Here is a 19,699-nt window from a genome sequence, read left to right on the forward strand (position 1 = left end):
GTGTGTTTACAGGAATTATCGAAGAATTGGGTACAGTCCAGTCTATTGTCAAGGGAGCAAATTCGGCCAAAATCCGTTTCCATGCTCCATTCATTGTATCTGATGTGAAACTGGGCGACAGCATTGCCGTGAATGGGATTTGTCTTACTGTGGTTGCTTTTGATTCAGCCACTTTCACCGCGGAAGCCATGGCTGAAACACTGGCGAAGACGAACCTGGGGGATTTAGAACCCGGGGAAAAAGTCAACCTGGAACGGGCCCTCCGCTTAAGTGATCGTTTGGGGGGTCACCTGGTCAGCGGCCATGTGGATGGGGTGGGCACCATTACTCGGCAAAGCAAACATGATATTGCCATTGTTACCGAAATAAACTATCCTTCCCCTCTTGGGAAATACATGGTGCCCAAAGGGTCTATAGCCATTGACGGTATCAGTCTGACTATTGTGGAGGTAAATACTAAAGCCTTCACAGTTTCCTTGATTCCCCATACCAGAGGCATTACGACCCTGGGTTTTAAAAAGGTGGGGGACAAGGTTAATTTAGAGGTGGATATCATTGCTAAGTACCTGGAAAAGCTGACGATGAAAGAAAAAGAGGAACAGAATAGTCACCCAGGGGGCATCAGTCTCTCTTTCCTGGCGGAACAAGGGTTCATATAACACTATGAGGTGATAAATATGGAGAAAGAGGTCATCTTTAATACCATTGAAGAAGCTCTTCTTGACATTAAAGCAGGCAAAATGATTATTGTCGTGGATGATGAGGACAGGGAAAACGAGGGTGACCTGGTCATGGCTGCCCAGTGGGCTACGCCGGAAGCTGTTAATTTTATGGCCACCTATGGGCGGGGACTCATTTGCCTGCCCATCATCGGGGAGCGCCTGGACGAACTGGAAATTACCCCAATGGTGAGGAATAACAGTGACAATTTGGGCACCGCCTTTACCGTGTCCATTGATGCTATTGATACTACTACGGGGATTTCCGCTTTTGAAAGGGCTCATACCATTAAAAAAGTCCTGGATCCATCCTGTAAGCCCCAGGACTTGCGCCGGCCCGGTCATATTTTCCCCCTTCGTTATAAAGAGGGAGGGGTGCTGAAACGGGCAGGACATACGGAAGCCTCCGTTGATTTGGCTAAACTGGCAGGGCTTTATCCGGCAGGGGTGATCTGTGAGATTATGAATGAGGACGGGACCATGGCCCGTGTTCCCCAGTTGATGAGTTTTGCCCGTACCCACAATTTAAAGGTTATCACCATAGCAGATCTTATCCAGTACAGGAGACGGAAGGAAAAGTTAATTGAAAAGATTACGGTAGTAAACATGCCCACCAAATATGGCCAGTTTAAAGCCCATGCCTATATAAGTACTCTGGACGGAGAGGCTCACCTGGCCCTGGTGAAGGGGGAAGTAGCGGGGGAGGAGCCGGTTTTGGTCCGAGTCCATTCTGAATGTCTCACAGGAGATGCATTGGGTTCCCTGCGCTGCGATTGCGGTGATCAGTTGGGTGCAGCCCTGTCAGCCATTGAAAAGGCAGGTCAAGGGGTGCTCTTATACATGAGGCAGGAAGGCAGGGGGATAGGACTGATCAATAAACTGAGAGCCTATCAACTCCAGGATGAAGGGATGGATACGGTACAGGCTAACGAAGTCCTGGGTTTCCCAGCGGACCTCAGGGACTATGGAACGGGAGCCCAGATCCTGGCTGACCTGGGCATCAAGAATATTCGTCTTTTGACCAATAATCCCCGGAAGATTGCGGGACTGGAGGGCTATGGCTTAAAAGTGGTGGAACGTGTCCCCTTGGAAATTACCCCGGGGGCCTGTAATAAAAGATATCTAATTACCAAGAAGGAACGCCTGGGACACATGCTTAATCTGAAGTAGTACGATCACCGTGCCCCGTGCCCAGTGATGGGTTGACGATATCCGCTATCCGACGTCCGACATTTTTTTGGCGAATACGGCTTCGCCTCCCGATATCCGATTTCCGCTTTCCGCGTTTAATTGCTTCCTGATCCATGTTCTAGCACAGCTTTGTCGGTAGTCGGTGGTCGGTTCGCGGTTAACTGTTAACTGTTAACGGTTCACGTTAAATACTACTGCCAACTATCAACTAACAACTAACAACTAAAATTAAGGGAGGATTAAGATGACAAAAATCTATGAAGGTAAACTTACCGGGGAAAATCTAAAAATTGGCATTGTGGTAAGCCGGTTCAATGAATTTATTACCAATAAACTACTGGGCGGAGCTATGGATGCCCTGATCCGTCACGGGGTGAAGGAAACCGATATAGAAGTAGCCTGGACACCCGGGGCCTTTGAAATCCCCTTGGTGGCTAAACGTATGACTGCCAAAGGGTATGATGCCGTCATTTGTTTAGGCGCCGTGATTCGCGGGGCCACTCCTCACTTCGAGTATGTTTCTGCGGAAGTAGCCAAAGGAGTAGCCCAGGTCAGTCTTACCTCGGGAATTCCCGTAATTTTTGGGGTATTGACCACGGACAATATAGAACAGGCTGTGGAGAGGGCTGGAACAAAAGCAGGCAATAAGGGCTTTGAAGCAGCGGTTTCCGCTATAGAAATGGCCAATCTTTTAAAAAGTATAGGTACTGAATAAAGATTAAAGGCTTCGCGTAAAAGCGAAGCCTTTAATCTTTATCTAGATGTATGGAGATTTTTGGCTTGAGACATAATACTATATGGTCCCGTTTCCGGTTCCCCGGGTTGTTGACCACGATGAAGCGGAGGTATTATGTATGGATTTTAAAGTGATCATCGGACTGCCGGCTTATAATGAAGAAGCAGTGCTGGGCAAGGTATTAGATAGTATGAAACAGCTTAAGGAGTTACTGGGGGAATCGTTACACATCCTAGTTGTTAACGATGGCAGTACGGATAGCACGGAAGCAATTCTCAAGAAATATGTGCGGTCATATCCCTATATCAATTACATTTCTCATTTAAAAAACCAGGGCCTGGGTATGGCCATGAAGACGCTGTTCTTTCATACTGTCAACCAGTACGGCGAGAAGGATGTTTTAATTACCCTGGATGCAGATAATACCCATAGCCCACAAATTATTCCTGCCATTATCCATAAATTAAAAAATGAAAATCTTGATTTAGTCATAGCCTCTCGCTTTGTCCCCGGCGGTAAAGAAATCGGCCTTTCCTGGAACCGTAAAGTCTACAGCCGGGGGGCCAAGCTTTTTCTGAAACTGTTTTTTCCCATTCGTAATGTTAGTGATTACTCCTGCGGTTTTCGGGCTTACAACTTAGGCTACTTGAAGAAGGCTATGAAATTATATAATGGTGAACTCATTACTACAAGCGGCTTTGAATGTATGGCGGAAATCCTGGCCCGGTTTAGTAAAATAGGCGTTAAAGCGGGGGAATATCCTTTAGTGCTTCACTATGAACAGAAAGAAGGCGCCAGTAAGATGAAAGTACAAAGAACCATCATGGGCTATTTCAGTTTGCTAAAAAAAGTAAAAAAACCTGTAGTCTATTAGGTGGAATATGAAGAATGTTACTCTTATGTTGATATCGGTTTTTTTGGGGGCCCTGGGGCAGGTTATCTTAAAAATTGGCGCTAATAAACTGGGTAATCTCTCCCTATCCTTGCCGACTTTAAGCCATGATGTTATTCGGGTTGCTAAGATTCCCGAAATCGTTCTCGGGTTTTTCTTTTTTGGCTTGAGCTCCTTATTATGGATTAAGGTTCTCACCAAAGCTGAATTGAGTTACGCCTATCCCATGGTCAGCCTGGGTTATATTATTGTGGCCCTTATCTCCTACTTTCTCTTTAATGAAAGATTCACTTTCTCCAAAATCATAGGTATGGCCATGGTAATTACAGGTGTTATTGTACTGAATAAATAGGTGGTATGATGTTTAAGTTACATAAATATAATCAGAGCCTGATCGCGATACTTATCTTTTTCTTTATCTTAACTCTGAGGTTGCCCCATCTAACCAGTTCCCCCGCCGAATATCATGCCTGGCGTCAATCGGATACGGATACTATCGCGCGCAACTTCCTGGAACAGAGATTTAATATTTTCTATCCCCAGTTAAACTACGATGGCCCCATGCCCAATTATGTCCAGTTGGAATTTCAAATTACTACCTTTTTGATAGCCATTTTATATAAAATGTTTGGCTATCATTATGTTTTGGCCCGTCTGGTTCCTCTGGCTTTTTTTCTCGCTTCCGCCTGGTTTCTCTATTGCCTGGCCAGAAAGCTGTATTCAGTGGCCACAGCCTGGTACACAGTAATCCTATATGGGACATTTCCTTTTAACATTTACTTTTCCCGGGCAATTATGCCGGAGTCGGCGGCCTTATTTTTTTTTATAGGTTCCTTTTATTATTTTCTCCGGTGGATAGAGGAAGAAAGGGTGGGATTCCTTTATCTTTCCGGGATTTTTACAGCCCTGGCTGTCTCCCAGAAAATACCTGCTATTTTTGTAGGAATTCCCATGATTGTTATGGCTTTAAAAAAATATAAAGAAAAGTTACTCACCCAATGGCAGCTCTGGGTATTTGCCTTCATTTCTCTGGGCACACCCTTTCTTTATTATAGCTGGCTGCAGGCGGTAGCTGAAACCGACTATGTGAGCGGTATCGCTATGCACCAGGTGGGGATGAAGTTTATGACGGCCATATTTACCCCTGAGGCCCAGAATTTTCTGGCTCAGGCCCTGCCCCGTGCTTTTACCCCCTATGCCCTGCGCTTATTTTTACTGGGCTTTTTCACTTTAAATATTTCCAGAGATCTGCCTCTTGTCAGTTGGGTTTTGGCCATGCTTTTAGAGGTGGTTACTGTGGTGGCTGTAATTAAACTGGATTATTATCTACTGCTCCTGGCTCCTGTGTTGTCCCTGGTAGGTGGCAAGGCTTTGGCTTTCCTGGGCAAAATGAAATGGGGGACGGTCTGGGTGATATTGATTTTATTCTTTATTTTTAATCATAGCTGGGAGAAGTTGGAGTTTTACTACCAGCAGGATCTGGAACTGTTAGAACAGGCCCAAATAGTTCAACAATACACAAAGGAAGATGACCTGATTGTGATCGGAACATTTCAGCCCCAGCTTTTAAATCTCGCCAGTCGTAAGGGCTGGCGGGCCAATGTCACCATTCCGGGAGACCCTGAGGCAGAAATGGAATACTATTTGCGAAACGGGGCTAGATTCTTTGTCCGGTTAAAAGAGCAGATCGAAGGAGATGAGGAGGGGGTTTACAGTAAATACATACAGACTCGTTTTCCCGCGGTATTGGTAAAAAACAATTTAGTAATCTATAAGCTGGGTGATTGATTAAATGGCATTCACCTACCCTGTCTTAAATGTAAAGCCCAGGCTGTTCCTGGGCTTTTGAGCTTCACGTTTGCCTTGTATTTTGTATTTGCGTACTTTTATATCCATTGTATGAAAGCGCCTCCGGCGGCACAGAAAATAACGACCAGCCAGGGGGGCATTTTCCAGAACATTAAAAGACCAAAGGCCGCCAGGGCCAGGCTGAAATCAGCCGGTGTTTTAATGGCCTTTACCCATACGGGGTTATAAAGGGCCGCCAGCAGAATCCCCACTACAGCGGCATTAATGCTGTTAAGGGCAGCCTGGAAGCTGGAATGACGTCGTATGAAATCCCAAAAAGGCAGCCCGCCGATAATTAAAAGAAAAGAGGGCAGGAAGATGGCAATGGTGGTAAGCATTGCCCCAGTCAGGCCATTCATGACGGTGCCAAGATAGGCGGCAAAGGTAAAGAGGGGACCCGGCACGGCCTGGGCCGCTCCATAACCGGCGATGAACTGTGTATCTGTTACCCAGCCGGGGGTAACCACTTCCGCCTGGAGAAGGGGCAGGACCACGTGGCCGCCGCCAAAGACCAGGGAGCCTACGCGGAAAAAGCTGTCGAAGACGGCGAGATTAGGGCTGTTATTGACCTGACGGAGCAAGGGGAGTCCCAGGAGAAGTCCGAAAAAAAGGACCCAGGAGAAAATGGCTGTTTTGTGGCTGATGGGTACGCTGATTTTAGGGGTTTCCGGAACAGGGGCCTTGGGAAAAAATAACCAGCCGATCAGACCGGCCAGGGAGATGATCATGATTTGACCTAAGGCTTTAGGGAAGAGGAGCATGATCATGGCGGTAAGAATAGCGATGGTGACCCTTGGGCGGTCAGGGGCGAGAGTTTTGGCCATGCCCCAAACGGCCTGAGCCACAACGGCCACAGCCACGATGGTGAGACCATGAAGCCAGCCGCTATTGGTAAAGTGATATCCCTCCAGAAAGGTAGCGAATAAAATAAGGGCCAGAGCCGAAGGCAAGGTAAAGCCCAGCCAGGAAGCAACACCTCCTAAGAGGCCTGCCCGCATGATGCCAATGGAAATACCCACCTGGCTGCTGGCCGGGCCGGGGAGGAACTGGCAAAGGGCAACTAAATCGGCGTAGGTTTTCTCATCCAGCCATTTTCGTCTTAATACATACTCTTCACGAAAATAACCCAGGTGGGCAATGGGACCGCCGAAAGAAGTTAGGCCCAGGCGGAATGACACCTTAAGGACTTCCAAAATAGAGCCTCTACCTGGACTTTTCTCATAATCTAATATTTTGGTAGTTTCCACAGTGTAATTTACTTTACCTTTTTCCAATAAAACAACCCCCTAAAATTCCCCCACAACACAGTGGGATAGTTATACTTGCCCTTAGTTGTTATAACACCTCGCTCACGAGCTCTTTTATTTTGAGACGTGCTTCGGCTAAGGCTTCTCTCCCTTTATCGGTAATGGAGTAATATTTCCGTACTTTACCGTCAACGACCCGGTCTTCCTTCACCAGGTAGCCGTTTTTTTCAAGGGAATGCAGTGTGGGATACAGTGTACCAGGACTTATTTCGTAGCCGTGGTGGGCTAACTCCTGGATTAGATAGGAGCCGTAAACCGGTTCTTGTTCTGCATGGTGCAGAATGTGAATTTTAATAAAACCTAAAAAGAAATCGCGGAACATTAATATCACCATCCGATATCGCATACCAATATTAACACAAAAGAATAAGCTAAGGCAATGGTAAAATTACCCTTTAGCTAATATCTCCTTACAGCCTGCAAAGTATTTACAGAATGTAAAGTGTTAAACAAAAAAATGAGGGAGTACTCTAACTCCTCTTTCCCTAACCAAATAGAATCTACTTTACAAAGCGACTGTCCAAGGTGTATCATTATTAACATAAACATATGAAAACATGATCATATATGGGGGTTATTTCGTGGAATTAAGGGAAGATTTTTGTGAAGTTTCATGTATTAACAGTGAAAATGTTTTAAGAGTAAAGAACAATAGTCTCTCCAGTGAGGAAGTTCTGGGGCTGGCAGAGACATTTAAAGCTATGGGCGATCCTACGCGGATTAAACTACTTCATGCCCTTTCCCGACAAGAACTATGTGTCTGTGATCTGTCGGAAATTTTGGAGATGTCCCAATCAGCTGTCTCTCATCAACTCAGGGTCTTAAGAAATCTTCGCCTGGTAAAACACAGAAAAGAAGGGAAAATGGTTTATTATTCACTGGATGATGAACACATCATTAATCTTTTTAAAGAGGGGCTTGCCCATATAAGACACAGGTAGTTTAGGGCTTAGGAGGAATTTTACATGACTGGTAAGAGAGAGCTTATCTTAGAGGGTTTGGGCTCCCGTTCTCCTCAAAGAGTATACCTGCTCATGGGACTTGATTGTGCCCATTGTGCCGGCAAAATTGAAGGAGCCGTAAAAAACCTCCCGGGTGTAAGCAGTGTGTCACTGGACTTTATTGCACGGAAACTGCGCGTTGAAACGGAGTCCGCCAAACAGTTGGATGAACTGGAAGCGGAAATTAAACGAATAGTGAATAAAATGGAACCCCGCGTTATTGTTGCCGAGGAAAGAGACAAAAAAGACATCCCTGCTGAAGAACACCGTGAAGAGAAAAAAGAACTTATCCGGCTCTTCCTCGGCACTTTTATTTATTTTGCTGCTATTCTTGGTGATTTTAGTTTAAACGTGGAATTAGTTCTCTTTGGGGCGAGCTATGTCTTAATCGGTGGGGAAATTGTCCTCAAAGCCCTCCGTAATATGGCGCGCGGGCAGGTTTTTAATGAAAATTTTCTCATGACCTTAGCCACGGTGGGTGCTTTCGCCATCAAAGAGCATCCCGAGGCCGTAGCTGTGATGCTGTTTTATCAGATTGGGGAGTTTTTCCAGGATATGGCGGTCAACCGTTCCCGTCGTTCTATCCGGGCCTTGCTGGACATCAGGCCCGATTTTGCCAATTTACAAAAAGGAGACGAAACCTTACGGGTTTCTCCAGAGGAAGTAAACATTGGTGATATCATTCTCGTAAAGCCGGGGGAAAAGATTCCCCTGGACGGCAAAATTATTCGAGGCCAGGCCATGCTCAATACTGCTCTCCTTACTGGAGAATCAATCCCCCGTAATGTTAAGGAGGGGGATGAGGTCCTTAGTGGCGCCATTAATACCAACGGTATTCTCCTGGTGGAAGTCACCAAAGAATTTGGTGAATCCACAGTTGCCAAGATACTGGACCTGGTCCAGAATGCCAGCAGCAAAAAAGCGCCTACCGAAAACTTTATTACAAAATTTGCCCGTTATTATACGCCGGTCGTTGTTTTGACAGCCGCGGCGGTGGCAGTAATTCCTCCTCTGATTCTAAGGGATGCCTCCTTTGCCGACTGGTTTTACCGGGCCTTGATTTTTCTCGTTATCTCCTGTCCCTGTGCTTTAGTGGTTTCCATTCCTTTAGGTTTTTTCGGAGGAATAGGGGCTGCCTCTAAAAACGGTATCCTTGTTAAAGGCGGCAATTATTTAGAAGCCCTGAATCATGTGGATACTGTTGTCTTTGACAAGACGGGGACGTTAACAAAGGGTGTTTTCAGGGTTGCCTCACTTGTTCCGAAGAACGGTTTGAGCCAGGAACAGCTTTTACAATATGCAGCTTTCGCTTTAGTTTATTCCACTCATCCTATTGCCAAATCCATTCTGGAATATTTTGGGGAAGAAATAGACAGGCAAAAGATCGATTCCTACGAAGAGATAGCGGGACAAGGAGTAAGAGCAGTGGTCGGAAAGAAAGTTATTTTAGCCGGAAACAGTAAGCTTTTGGAAAGTAACGGTATCTTGTATAGACAAGAGAAGATCCCGGGGACTGTAGTCCATATTGCAGTGGATAGTAAATATGCGGGGTACATTCTCATCTCTGACCGGCTTAAAGAGGATAGTGCCAGAGCCTTGCGGGAATTAAGAAATATAGGTGTCAAGAGACTGGTAATGTTAACGGGGGACACTGAGGCTGCGGCCCAGCAGGTGGCCGGGGAACTGAAAATAGATGAATTTTATGCCGGATTACTACCCCATGAAAAGGTTGAAAAGATGGAATTTATAATGGAGAGTAAAGGCCCTGGTAATATTATTTTTGTTGGTGACGGCATTAACGATACCCCCGTTTTGGCCCGAGCCGATGTGGGAGTGGCTATGGGGGGGCTGGGTGCTGATGCAGCCATCGAAGCCGCTGATGTGGTAATTATGACGGATGAGCCCTCCAAGTTAGTAACTGCCATGAAAATTGCCAAAAGAACGCGACAAATTGTCTGGCAGAATATCATCTTTTCCCTGGGGGTAAAGATTATTGTCCTCTTGTTAGGTGCGGGCGGAGTGGCCACCATGTGGGAAGCTGTTTTTGCTGATGTAGGCGTAGCCGTTATTGCTGTTTTAAATGCCATGCGTGTGATGAGAACCTAAACAACTTAATGCTTTTTCTGTATTTCCTCCTGCACCTGCCGTAAGATTATGAGGCCTTTCATGGTTTTGGGAAAACCCGCAGTAGGTGCTACCAAAAGGATGGCGTGTTCAATTTCTTCCCGGGTGCAGCCGCTTTTTAAGGCCTTTAGGATATGGGTTCTTAAGGCATATTCATATTGGCCTTCCGTGGACAAAGCAACTTTAATGAGCCAGCGGGTCAGGCTGGGAAATGATTCCCCAGCCGTCATTACTAACAGGAAATTTATATTTTGTTATATCCTAAAAGCATAGCTATAAAAGGGAGATCATAATAATTCTTGTCTGGGAAAATACTTGTCATTATAATGAGGAAAGATGAAACTAAAGTAGGAATCCCAATAGCTTGATTGTACCCAGAGATGGGAGATTTAAAATGCGGGGAGGAAGATAAAAATGCAGGCAGTAACGATTAAGGATATTTTCAGGAATACTGAAGCTTATCTAAATAAAAATATCAGCATTTCCGGTTGGGTAAGAACTGTAAGAGTTTCTAAATCCTTTGGTTTTATTGAGGTTAACGACGGCAGTTTCTTTAAAAACCTGCAAGTCGTATTTGAGGAAAACCTGCCCAATTTTAAAGAAGTAGCCTCCCTTACACTGAGTTCCGCCATCACCGTAGAGGGCATACTTTTGGCCTCGCCGGGGGCAAAACAGGCTTTTGAGCTGAAAGCTGCCAATATTGCCATAGCAGGTTTATCCCAGGCCGATTATCCTTTGCAGAAAAAAAGACATACTTTTGAATACCTGAGGACTATTGCCCATTTGCGGCCCCGTACCAACACATTTTCCGCCGTATTCCGGGTAAGATCCGTGCTCAGCTATGCCATACATAAATTTTTCCAGGAGCGAGGATTTGTTTATGTTCATACACCCATCATTACCGGGAGTGATGCCGAGGGGGCCGGCGAAATGTTTAGGGTAACCACTCTGGATTTTAACAACCTCCCTAGAGACGAAAAGGGTGATATAGACTTTTCCAAGGATTTCTTTGGTAAGGAAACAAATCTTACTGTCAGCGGCCAATTGGAAGTGGAAACCTACTGTATGGCTTTCAAGAAGGTCTACACCTTCGGGCCTACCTTCCGGGCGGAAAACTCCAACACACCCCGGCATGCCGCTGAATTTTGGATGATTGAACCGGAGATTGCCTTTGCTGACCTTAATGACAATATGAACCTGGCCGAAGATATGCTCAAATATGTCATCAGCTATGTCCTGGAAAATGCTCCGGAAGAAATGGAATTCTTTAATGCATTTATTGATAACACCCTCTTTGCCAAACTCGATAATGTAATAAACTCGCAATTTGAACATATTACCTACACCAAGGCCATAGAAATACTGGAACAGGCCAAGGAAAAATTTGAATATCCGGTGGGGTGGGGGCTGGACCTGAAAACCGAGCATGAACGCTATATCACCGAAAAATATTTCAAAAAGCCGGTTTTCATTATTAACTATCCCAAAGAAATCAAGGCTTTTTATATGCGTATGAATGATGATAATAAAACCGTGGCGGCCATGGACCTGCTGGTTCCCGGGGTTGGCGAAATAATTGGCGGCAGCCAGCGAGAGGAAAGATTGGAAATTCTAGAACAGAGAATGCGGGAACTTGGCTTAAAAGAAGAGGATTACTGGTGGTACCTGGACATTAGAAAATACGGGGGAACCAAGCATGCCGGCTTTGGTTTAGGCCTGGAGCGCCTGCTTATGTATATAACGGGAATGTCTAATATCAGGGACGTTGTTGCTTTCCCCAGGACTGTCAAGTCTGCCGATTTTTAAAATGAAATAAAGTGGGCATACTCATAATTAAGACTACCTGGTACTGGTCCAGGTGGTCTTAATTATTAAAAGGCATATTTATTGATATATGTTCGTCCATTTGCAATTTATATTTTTATCAGATTGTCGTTATAACTTTATGGGTAAGAGGGTTTTTTATACAAAAAGCGACAAATTGTTGGAAGGAAGTTAGAGAAGTTTTGTGGAATAGCCTTTAGTCATTTTTTTTTGTGAGGTGTCCTTATGCTTTGCAGCAAAAAGCACAAAATTTATCCGTTACAATTGACCAAACGGATATATATCTGGATTATCCTGCTCATAACCCTTGCTGTAATCGCCTTAACCGTGCTGAATGAGAGAAACACGCTGAACGCACTTAACATTATCATGGTGGGTTTTATTGTGCTCGTTATGCTGATCTTTCTTACCTGGCACTTACTAAAGAGGGTGGAAGAAGAGCTGGACACCTTTACCAAGGCAGTCCTCCAGGATGATGTCCAGTTCCGGACACATACCTTGCCCGAGCTGAGACCCTTACTTTATAATGTTCGTAAATATACCCGGGAACTGGAAGATATTAACCAAAGGCTTAATTCCGAAATAGCCAGGCGCCAGCTCACAGAGGAAGAGCTTGACCACTTTTTTAACCTTTCCCTGGATATCCTTTGTATTATAGGGTTTGACGGCTATATAAAACGGGTGAATCCAGCCTTTCAAAGGCTCCTTGGTTATGATAGGGATGGCCTCACAGGTAGACGGCTGAGAGATTTTGTATATCCTGAAGATGGAGATTCAACCTTCAGGCAAATCGAGAAACTCGGGAGCGGCAGTCACATCACGCATTTTGAGAACCGCCTGGTGTGTAAGGATGGGGCCTTAAAGTGGATTTCCTGGAATGCTGTACCGGTTACCGGTCGAGGTATATTTTATGCCGTAGGCCGTGACATCAGTGAACAGAAAAGGACTGAGCAGGTCCTGGCGGAGCAGACCCGGTTTTTAGAGCTGGTCTTTAAGCATACCCATACAGGCTTAGCTATTATGGACAGGAATTTTAATTTTATCAGGGTGAATGAAGTCTATGCCAGCTATGATAAACGTGATTCCTCTCAATTTCCCGGGCATAACCATTTTGAATTTTATCCGGATGATGAAGTTAGAGCCATTTTTGAAAAAGTAGTTCTTTCCAAAGAACCTTTTCAAGTGAAAGCCCGGCCCTTTATCTATCCGCATCATCCTGAGCGGGGTGTTACCTACTGGGACTGGTTCCTGGTTCCTGTTCTTGACGCCGCAGGCGAAGTAGAGCTCTTAATTTTTTCTCTCAATAATGTGACAGACCAGAAACGGGCTGAAGAGTCCCTGCGCCGCAGTGAAGACCAGCTGCGTCTCATTACTGACGCTCTGCCCGTGATGATTGCCTATGTGGATGCCGGGGAAACTTACCGCTATAATAATAAAATGTACGAGGAATGGTTTGGACAGGACCGGTCCGAGATGTATGGAAAACATATTAAGGAAGTCCTGGGTGAAACCTATGAAACCATCAGGGAACATGTGGCGAAAGCTCTCGCCGGGGAGCAGGTAACCTTTGAATACATCCTGCACCGAAAGGGGGAACCGTGTTATGTCAGAACAACATATATTCCCCACAGGGGTGAAGAGGGCAAGGTACAGGGTTTTTTTGCAAAGGTTACCGACATTACGGAACAAAAACAGCTGGAAAAGGATCTAGTACGGTATGAGAAAATGAACCTGGTAGGACAAATGGCGGCGGGTGTGGCCCACGAAATTAGAAATCCCATGACTACTGTTTACGGTTTTCTCCAGCTCTTCTGTCTCAAGCAGGAGTTCTCCTCTTACCGGCACTATTTTAAACTTATGCTGGAAGAATTGAACCGGGCCAATAACATTATTGGGGAGTTCCTTTCTTTAGCCAAGAGTAAACCCATCTATTTAAAAAAGGAGAACCTCAATGTCATTATTGAATCGCTCCTTCCTTTGCTCCAGGCCAGTGCCATGCATGCAGATAAATATATTGAGGTAGAACTGGGGGAAATTCCTGAGGTCTGCCTGAATGACAATGAAATACGCCAGTTAATTTTAAACCTGGTACGCAATGGCTTGGAAGCCATGGAACCAGGGGGAAGGCTCACAGTCACGACCTTTAGGGAAGGAGAGGAAATAGTACTTGCGGTAAAAGATGAAGGTAAAGGTATTGACTCTGAAATTCTGGAGCATATTGGTATGCCCTTTTTTACCACTAAGAAGAAGGGTACGGGGCTGGGTCTGGCCGTATGTTACAGCATTGCTCAACGCCACAAGGCAGTGATTAAGATAGACACGGGACCTGCGGGGACAATCTTTTTCGTGCGGTTTAAATCAGACATAGCAGATCACGAAAAAAGTATGGGGATTGCCTGAGGCAGTTCCCATGCTTACTTTTATTTTTTACGAAAAAATAATTTCCGGGTAAGCATTACCTCAACGGGGGCTCTTGTTTTTCTTAGCGGGACATAATAAAATACCATGGTAGGTTTTTAAAGGGAGGAAATTGGTGTGCGACGTGATAATATACGGAACATTGCCATCATTGCCCACGTAGACCATGGCAAAACCACATTGGTTGATAAAATGCTGGCCCAGTCCGGTGTCTTCAGGGCTAATGAGCAAGTAGTAGAAAGAGTAATGGATTCCCATGACCTGGAGCGGGAAAAAGGCATTACGATCCTGGCCAAAAATACGGCAGTAAACTATGAAGGGGTTACCATCAATATCATTGATACTCCTGGCCACGCTGATTTCGGCGGTGAGGTGGAGCGCATTATGAAAATGGTCAATGGTGTGCTCCTGGTTGTCGATGCTTTTGAGGGCTGTATGCCCCAGACCAGGTTTGTCTTAAGAAAAGCGCTGGAGCAAAACCTGGTGCCCGTTGTCGTTGTAAATAAAATCGACCGGGAAAACGCCCGTCCTTTGGAAGTAGTGGACCAGGTGATCGATTTATTCATCGATCTGGGTGCTACAGAGGAGCAGTTGGAGTTTCCCGTTGTCTACGCATCCGGTTTAAAAGGGACAGCCAGTTTATCTCACCAGGAGCCGGGGGAAAATCTTGAGCCTCTCTTTAAGGCCATTATCGAACATATCCCCGCACCTGAAGGTGAATTGGAAGAACCGCTGCAGATGCAGGTTACCCTCCTGGATTATAACGATTACCTGGGCCGTATCGGTATTGGCCGGATTCATAGGGGGGTTATCAAAAACGGCAGTCAGGTTTCCGCGGTAAGAAGGGATGGCCGTATTGAAACCTGCCGCATTAGTAAGCTTTTTGGTTTCCAGGGCTTAAACCGGGTGGAAATCAATGAGGCCAGCATGGGGGATATTGTGGCTGTAGCAGGGCTGGGGGAAATTAATGTGGGTGAGACGATTTGTAGTCCGGATGCTCCTCTCGCTTTGCCTCTTTTAAAGATTGATGAACCCACCATCCAGATGAGCTTTATTGTGAACAATTCACCTTTTGCCGGAAGAGAAGGGGAACCTGTCACTTCCCGGAAACTGGGGGCCCGTTTAATGAAAGAGATGGAGACCGATGTTTCCTTGCGGGTACAGGAGACAGACAGCCCGGAAATCTTTTCAGTGGCGGGCCGCGGTGAGCTGCACCTGGCTATTCTGGTAGAAACCATGCGCCGGGAAGGCCTGGAGTTTCAGGTATCAAAACCTGAGGTTATTTACCGCGAAATGGGAGGTATCCTGTGTGAGCCTTTTGAATACCTGGTTTTAGATATTCCCGAGGAGTATGTGGGGCCTGTGATGGAGAAATTGGGTGCGCGGAAGGGCGATCTTCTCAACATGGTCAATACCAACGGGCATGTCCGCCTGGAATATTCTATCCCGGCCAGGGGGCTGGTGGGGTTCCGTACTGAATTCCTCACGGATACACGGGGCTACGGGATCATGAACCACAGCTTCGAGGAATATAAACCTTACCGGGGGGAGATAACCAGCCGTAAAAACGGGGTTCTCATTGCCTGGGAAACGGGTACGGCTACCAATTATGGCTTGTTATCCATTGAGGATAGAGGGACACTCTTTATCATCCCGGGAACTGAAGTTTACGAAGGCATGATTGTGGGAGAAAACAGCCGGGAACAGGATATCGTGGTGAATGTCTGCAAAGAAAAAGCCCTTACCAACATGAGGTCTTCTACCAAAGAAGAGACAGTGAAGCTTAAGGCACCCCGTCTTTTTACTCTGGAACAGGCCCTGGAGTACTTGGGAGATGACGAGTATTTGGAGGTAACGCCTAAATCCTTCCGCCTGCGGAAGAAATTTTTAAAGAAGGCAGACAGGGAGAAATACGAAAAGCAGAAGAAGTCACTAGTAGGTTGACAGGGAGACATACCCCTGCTATACTGTCTTCGGTACAGGAAAAATCTAAAAGCTCCTTTAAACTGTCCCTGTGAGGCCGGTAAGGAATTAAAAACCCTCGAGTAGGTTATACTCCTTATTGCGCTTTGCAGTAAGGAGTCTTTTCATTATCCCTTTAAATTTTGCCCGGTGAGGCGATAAGGAGTTGTTGTTTATGGCGAAAAAAGTAATTCAAGTAGACGAAAAAGTTCCCTTTCTGGAAGCTTTGCCTTTAAGCTTTCAGCACTTGTTTGCCATGTTTGGCGCTTCCGTCCTGGTCCCCATTCTCTTTAAGGTAGACCCTGCCACCGTTCTCTTGATGAATGGTATAGGTACACTGATTTATTTGGTCTTGTGTAAAGGAAAGATTCCCGCTTTTTTAGGTTCCAGTTTTGCCTTTCTCTCCCCCGTTTTTGCTGTGATGAGCAAATATAATTATGAAGCAGCCCTGGGAGGTTTTATCGCTTCGGGGATTATCTTTATGGCTACGGCCACGATCATTAAATTCGCCGGTACCGCATGGATTCATAAAGTATTTCCTCCTGCAGCCATGGGTGCCATCGTCGCCATCATTGGATTGGAACTGGCTCCCGTCGCCGCGGATATGGCCGGGCTAACGGCCAAAACCCTGGATCCTAAAGCTGTACTAGTTTCCATGGTAACCTTAATTGTGGTGATTCTCGGTTCTGTTCTTTTCCGCGGATTCCTGGCGGTCATTCCCATACTGATTGGTATTGTGGCCGGCTATGTATTATCCCTGGCTCTAGGCATGGTTTCTTTCGCTCCTGTTGCTCAAGCCAGTTTAATTAAAATGCCCACAATGTATACCCCTACCTTCAACATCGGCGCCATCATCACCATTATTCCTGCGGCGCTGGTCGTCATTGCCGAGCATATCGGTCACCTCATCGTTACCGCAAATATCGTAGGCAGAGACTTAACAAGAGACCCCGGGTTGCACCGCTCATTAATGGGGGATGGCATTTCCACAACACTCTCCGGTTTTGTAGGCTCAGTGCCTACTACCACCTACGGGGAAAACATCGGTGTCATGGCCATTACTAAAGTGTTCAGCGTCTGGGTCATTGGCGGTGCTGCTGTCATCTCCATTATCCTGGCTTTCTCCGGCAAACTGGCGGCCCTGATTCAGAGTATTCCTACTCCTGTGATGGGTGGTGTGTCCCTCTTACTCTTCGGTGTCATCGCTGCCTCCGGTATTCGTATGCTGGTAGAACAAAAAGTAGATTACAGCAAACCCAAAAATCTCATTCTTACCTCGGTGGTGTTAATAATCGGTTTAAGCGGGGCCCATGTAGAACTGGGTACAGTTTCCCTGAAAGGGATGGCCTTGGCTACCATTGTTTCCATTGTCATCAGCCTGCTCTTCAATATGTTTGAAAACGCAGGTTTAATGAACGACAAAGAAGAAGGAGTCCACTAAAGAACGAAAGCGTGACCGGTTAGGTCACGCTTTTTAAGTTTGGTTCACCGGGAAACCTGTCTCTGGCCTCCGCTTTTTACACGTGATAAACTGAAAATTAATGAAAGGGTTCTAGAAAAGGAGAAGGATGATGAAGTCTATCACCCTCATTGCCAAAGGAAAAACAACCTGCCAAGCTCTGCTCCACCAGCTCCAAGAACTACTGGGGGATCGGGTCAAGTTGCATGGGTACTATGTAGATGGTACGCTAAAAACTACTGTTACCGGTGACCTTGTGGTTTTTTCCAGTCAGATTGTCTATGAACAAACTAAAGAGTATTTGCCTTTGAACTGCCCTGTGATTATAGCGCGGCGTTCCATAAATTATCACGACATCGATAAGCTGTTGGATATTCCTGCCGGTACCGGTGTCTTGTTAGTGAACGATTTGAAGTCGTCAACCTTGGAGACTATCTCTTTGTTGCAGGCTTTGGGTTTGCACCACCTTGATTATTTTCCTTTTTATCCGGGTGTTGAAGATTTCCCTAGGGTTAAGGTGGCTGTAACGCCCGGTGAACTGGACCTGGTGCCTGATTTTGTGGAAAAAGTTATTGACATCAAAACAAGAAATATTGATATGACCACGCTGGTGGAAATCTTAAGGTTTTTGGAGCTCCTGGACGAAAAGGCTAACCTGCTTTCGGCCAGGTATATCAAAGATATTTTAAACTTGATCAAAAAAGCCAAACAGATGGCCGATACCAACAACCAGATGAAACACCAGCTCCAGACCATTATCAACACAGTTCACGACGGGATTATCGCCCTGGACCAGCAGGATAAAATATCTGTCTTTAATGCCAGGGCGGAAGAGATTTTTGGTTTGAATGGTGCGGAACTCCTGGGAAAGAGTCTTCAGGACGAAGCGTTAGACAAGGAGGTCGTTTCCATCCTCCGGGGGGAAAAGGTGGAGGGAGAAAATTTTGTAAAAATCAAAGAGAGACAAGTGGTCATTAATAATTCCCTTATCAAGGAAAATGATAGTACCATGGGACGGGTATATACCCTTAAAGATGTGACGGAAATCCAGAGATTAGAAGAAGAGTTAAGAAGGAAACTCCTGGGCCGGGAGTATTATGCCCGCTATACCTTTGCCGATATTGTGGGAAAGAGTGAACCGTTAGTGTATACCAAAGAGCTGGCGGCAAAAATAGCCCGCTCTCATTCACCCATTTTAATCCAGGGTGAAAATGGAACGGGTAAGGAACTTTTTGCCCAGGCCATTCACAATGCCTCGCCGCGTAAAAAGGGGCCCTTTATTGCCGTTAACTTTGCCGCTTTACCGGAGAGTCTTCTGGAAAGTGAACTCTTCGGCTATAACGAAGGAGCTTTTACCGGGGCCAAGAAAGGCGGAATGCCCGGTCTCTTTGAACAGGCCCACGGTGGTACCATCTTTTTAGATGAAATTGGTGATGCCCCCCTTTCTTTTCAAATCCGGCTGCTCAGGGTCCTGGAAGAAAAAGAGGTACGTCGCATCGGCGGATCACGGGTTATTCCTGTCGATGTCAGGGTGATTGCGGCCACCAATAAAGATTTAAAGGGACTGATCGAAAAGGGTCTTTTCCGGCAAGACCTCTATTACCGCTTAAATGTGCTTCCCCTTAAGCTGCCGTCCCTCAGAGAAAGAAAAGAGGACATCATGACGCTGGTGGAAATATTTTATAAACGATTTTTTAAAGGGCGTCCCAGCTTAAAGGCGGAAGAGTACTTTAAAGCTGTGCGGGATCCCTTTTTGGCCTATTCCTGGCCCGGCAATATCCGGCAGCTTCATAACGTGGTGGAATACCTGGTCAACATTTGCCCTGATCGCGCACCTGAGCCTCAGTTATTACCTGAGGAAATAAAGGATTTTGCACCTGAGGAGAGCCTCAACACAGAAAAAGATGTGTTTATAAGGAATCTTTTCACGGAAATTGCTGAAGCCAATAAAAGAGGAGAACCTATAGGACGGAGATCCCTGGCCGAAAAAGTAGGGATATCCGAAGGACAGGCGCGCCAGCTCATTGAAAAATTGCGTAAAAAAGGCCTGCTCAAGGTAAGAAGAGGAGTAAAAGGGCTGGAATTAAGTATGGAAGGTCATCGTTGGCTGGGAGCTTTGTCCTGATTGAACTGGAAAAGGGAAGAAAAGGGATGGAAAAGGGAAGGTAATGGCCTTCCCTTTTTTGTCGGGAAAAACGTGTAAAATTGGCAAAAGGGC

General features: G+C 45.9%; 16 protein-coding genes. 13 read left to right on the plus strand and 3 right to left on the minus strand.

Going from position 1 to position 19,699, the window contains the following annotated elements; all coding sequences use genetic code 11:
* The first annotated feature begins 2 nt into the window (after positions 1-2).
* The 6 genes from BR63_RS14265 (at position 3) to BR63_RS14290 (ending at position 5,326) form a co-directional block, all read left to right on the plus strand.
* Positions 3-659, plus strand: coding sequence for a riboflavin synthase (locus tag BR63_RS14265; RefSeq protein ID WP_034421287.1), 657 nt, complete (start codon positions 3-5; stop codon positions 657-659).
* An 18-nt stretch (positions 660-677) separates the two neighbouring features.
* A complete protein-coding gene (locus BR63_RS14270; protein ID WP_034421285.1) occupies positions 678-1,889 on the plus strand; it encodes a bifunctional 3,4-dihydroxy-2-butanone-4-phosphate synthase/GTP cyclohydrolase II in 1,212 nt (403 codons plus the stop codon).
* A gap of 265 nt (positions 1,890-2,154) precedes the next feature.
* Entirely contained in the window at positions 2,155-2,625 is a 471-nt protein-coding gene (gene ribH / locus BR63_RS14275; RefSeq protein ID WP_034421284.1) for a 6,7-dimethyl-8-ribityllumazine synthase, read from the plus strand.
* A gap of 139 nt (positions 2,626-2,764) precedes the next feature.
* Positions 2,765-3,520: a glycosyltransferase family 2 protein gene (locus BR63_RS14280; RefSeq protein ID WP_034421282.1), complete on the plus strand. Its 756-nt coding sequence runs from the start codon at positions 2,765-2,767 to the stop codon at positions 3,518-3,520.
* 7 nt (positions 3,521-3,527) lie between these two features.
* On the plus strand, positions 3,528-3,890 hold the full coding sequence (locus BR63_RS14285; RefSeq protein ID WP_034421280.1) for an EamA family transporter: 363 nt from the start codon (positions 3,528-3,530) through the stop codon (positions 3,888-3,890).
* A 5-nt stretch (positions 3,891-3,895) separates the two neighbouring features.
* Positions 3,896-5,326, plus strand: coding sequence for an ArnT family glycosyltransferase (locus BR63_RS14290; RefSeq protein ID WP_081908086.1), 1,431 nt, complete (start codon positions 3,896-3,898; stop codon positions 5,324-5,326).
* Positions 5,327-5,424: 98 nt separating this feature from the next.
* Here BR63_RS14290 and BR63_RS14295 read toward each other — a convergent pair whose 3' ends face one another.
* Together BR63_RS14295 and BR63_RS14300 are read right to left on the minus strand one after the other, a co-directional pair.
* Positions 5,425-6,660: a chromate transporter gene (locus BR63_RS14295; protein WP_207724728.1), complete on the minus strand. Its 1,236-nt coding sequence runs from the start codon at positions 6,658-6,660 to the stop codon at positions 5,425-5,427.
* 61 nt (positions 6,661-6,721) lie between these two features.
* Positions 6,722-7,015 (minus strand): PadR family transcriptional regulator, encoded by a 294-nt coding sequence (locus BR63_RS14300; RefSeq protein ID WP_243269994.1) that lies wholly within the window; start codon positions 7,013-7,015, stop codon positions 6,722-6,724.
* Positions 7,016-7,250: 235 nt separating this feature from the next.
* Between BR63_RS14300 and BR63_RS14305 the strand changes: the two genes are divergently transcribed.
* Both BR63_RS14305 and BR63_RS14310 read left to right on the plus strand, forming a co-directional pair.
* Complete coding sequence (locus BR63_RS14305) at positions 7,251-7,634, plus strand: ArsR/SmtB family transcription factor (protein WP_051965586.1); 384 nt, start codon at positions 7,251-7,253, stop codon at positions 7,632-7,634.
* A gap of 24 nt (positions 7,635-7,658) precedes the next feature.
* Entirely contained in the window at positions 7,659-9,800 is a 2,142-nt protein-coding gene (locus BR63_RS14310; protein ID WP_051965584.1) for a heavy metal translocating P-type ATPase, read from the plus strand.
* 5 nt (positions 9,801-9,805) lie between these two features.
* On the opposite strand, the gene BR63_RS14315 is transcribed toward BR63_RS14310, so the two are convergent.
* Entirely contained in the window at positions 9,806-10,048 is a 243-nt protein-coding gene (locus BR63_RS14315) for a carboxymuconolactone decarboxylase family protein (protein WP_081908085.1), read from the minus strand.
* Between the two features lie 184 nt (positions 10,049-10,232).
* Between BR63_RS14315 and asnS the strand changes: the two genes are divergently transcribed.
* The 5 genes from asnS to BR63_RS14340 all read left to right on the plus strand — a co-directional run bounded on the left by asnS (position 10,233) and on the right by BR63_RS14340 (position 19,606).
* A complete protein-coding gene (gene asnS, locus BR63_RS14320; RefSeq protein WP_034421272.1) occupies positions 10,233-11,624 on the plus strand; it encodes an asparagine--tRNA ligase in 1,392 nt (463 codons plus the stop codon).
* 243 nt (positions 11,625-11,867) lie between these two features.
* Positions 11,868-14,042, plus strand: coding sequence for a PAS domain-containing protein (locus BR63_RS14325; RefSeq protein ID WP_051965583.1), 2,175 nt, complete (start codon positions 11,868-11,870; stop codon positions 14,040-14,042).
* 135 nt (positions 14,043-14,177) lie between these two features.
* Positions 14,178-16,004 (plus strand): translational GTPase TypA, encoded by a 1,827-nt coding sequence (gene typA, locus BR63_RS14330; RefSeq protein WP_034421271.1) that lies wholly within the window; start codon positions 14,178-14,180, stop codon positions 16,002-16,004.
* A gap of 193 nt (positions 16,005-16,197) precedes the next feature.
* A complete protein-coding gene (gene uraA, locus BR63_RS14335; RefSeq protein ID WP_034421270.1) occupies positions 16,198-17,463 on the plus strand; it encodes a uracil permease in 1,266 nt (421 codons plus the stop codon).
* Between the two features lie 127 nt (positions 17,464-17,590).
* Complete coding sequence (locus BR63_RS14340; RefSeq protein ID WP_207724729.1) at positions 17,591-19,606, plus strand: sigma-54 interaction domain-containing protein; 2,016 nt, start codon at positions 17,591-17,593, stop codon at positions 19,604-19,606.
* The last annotated feature ends 93 nt before the right edge of the window (positions 19,607-19,699 follow it).

The organism is Thermanaerosceptrum fracticalcis (assembly GCF_000746025.2).
Lineage (GTDB): Bacteria > Bacillota > Peptococcia > DRI-13 > DRI-13 > Thermanaerosceptrum > Thermanaerosceptrum fracticalcis.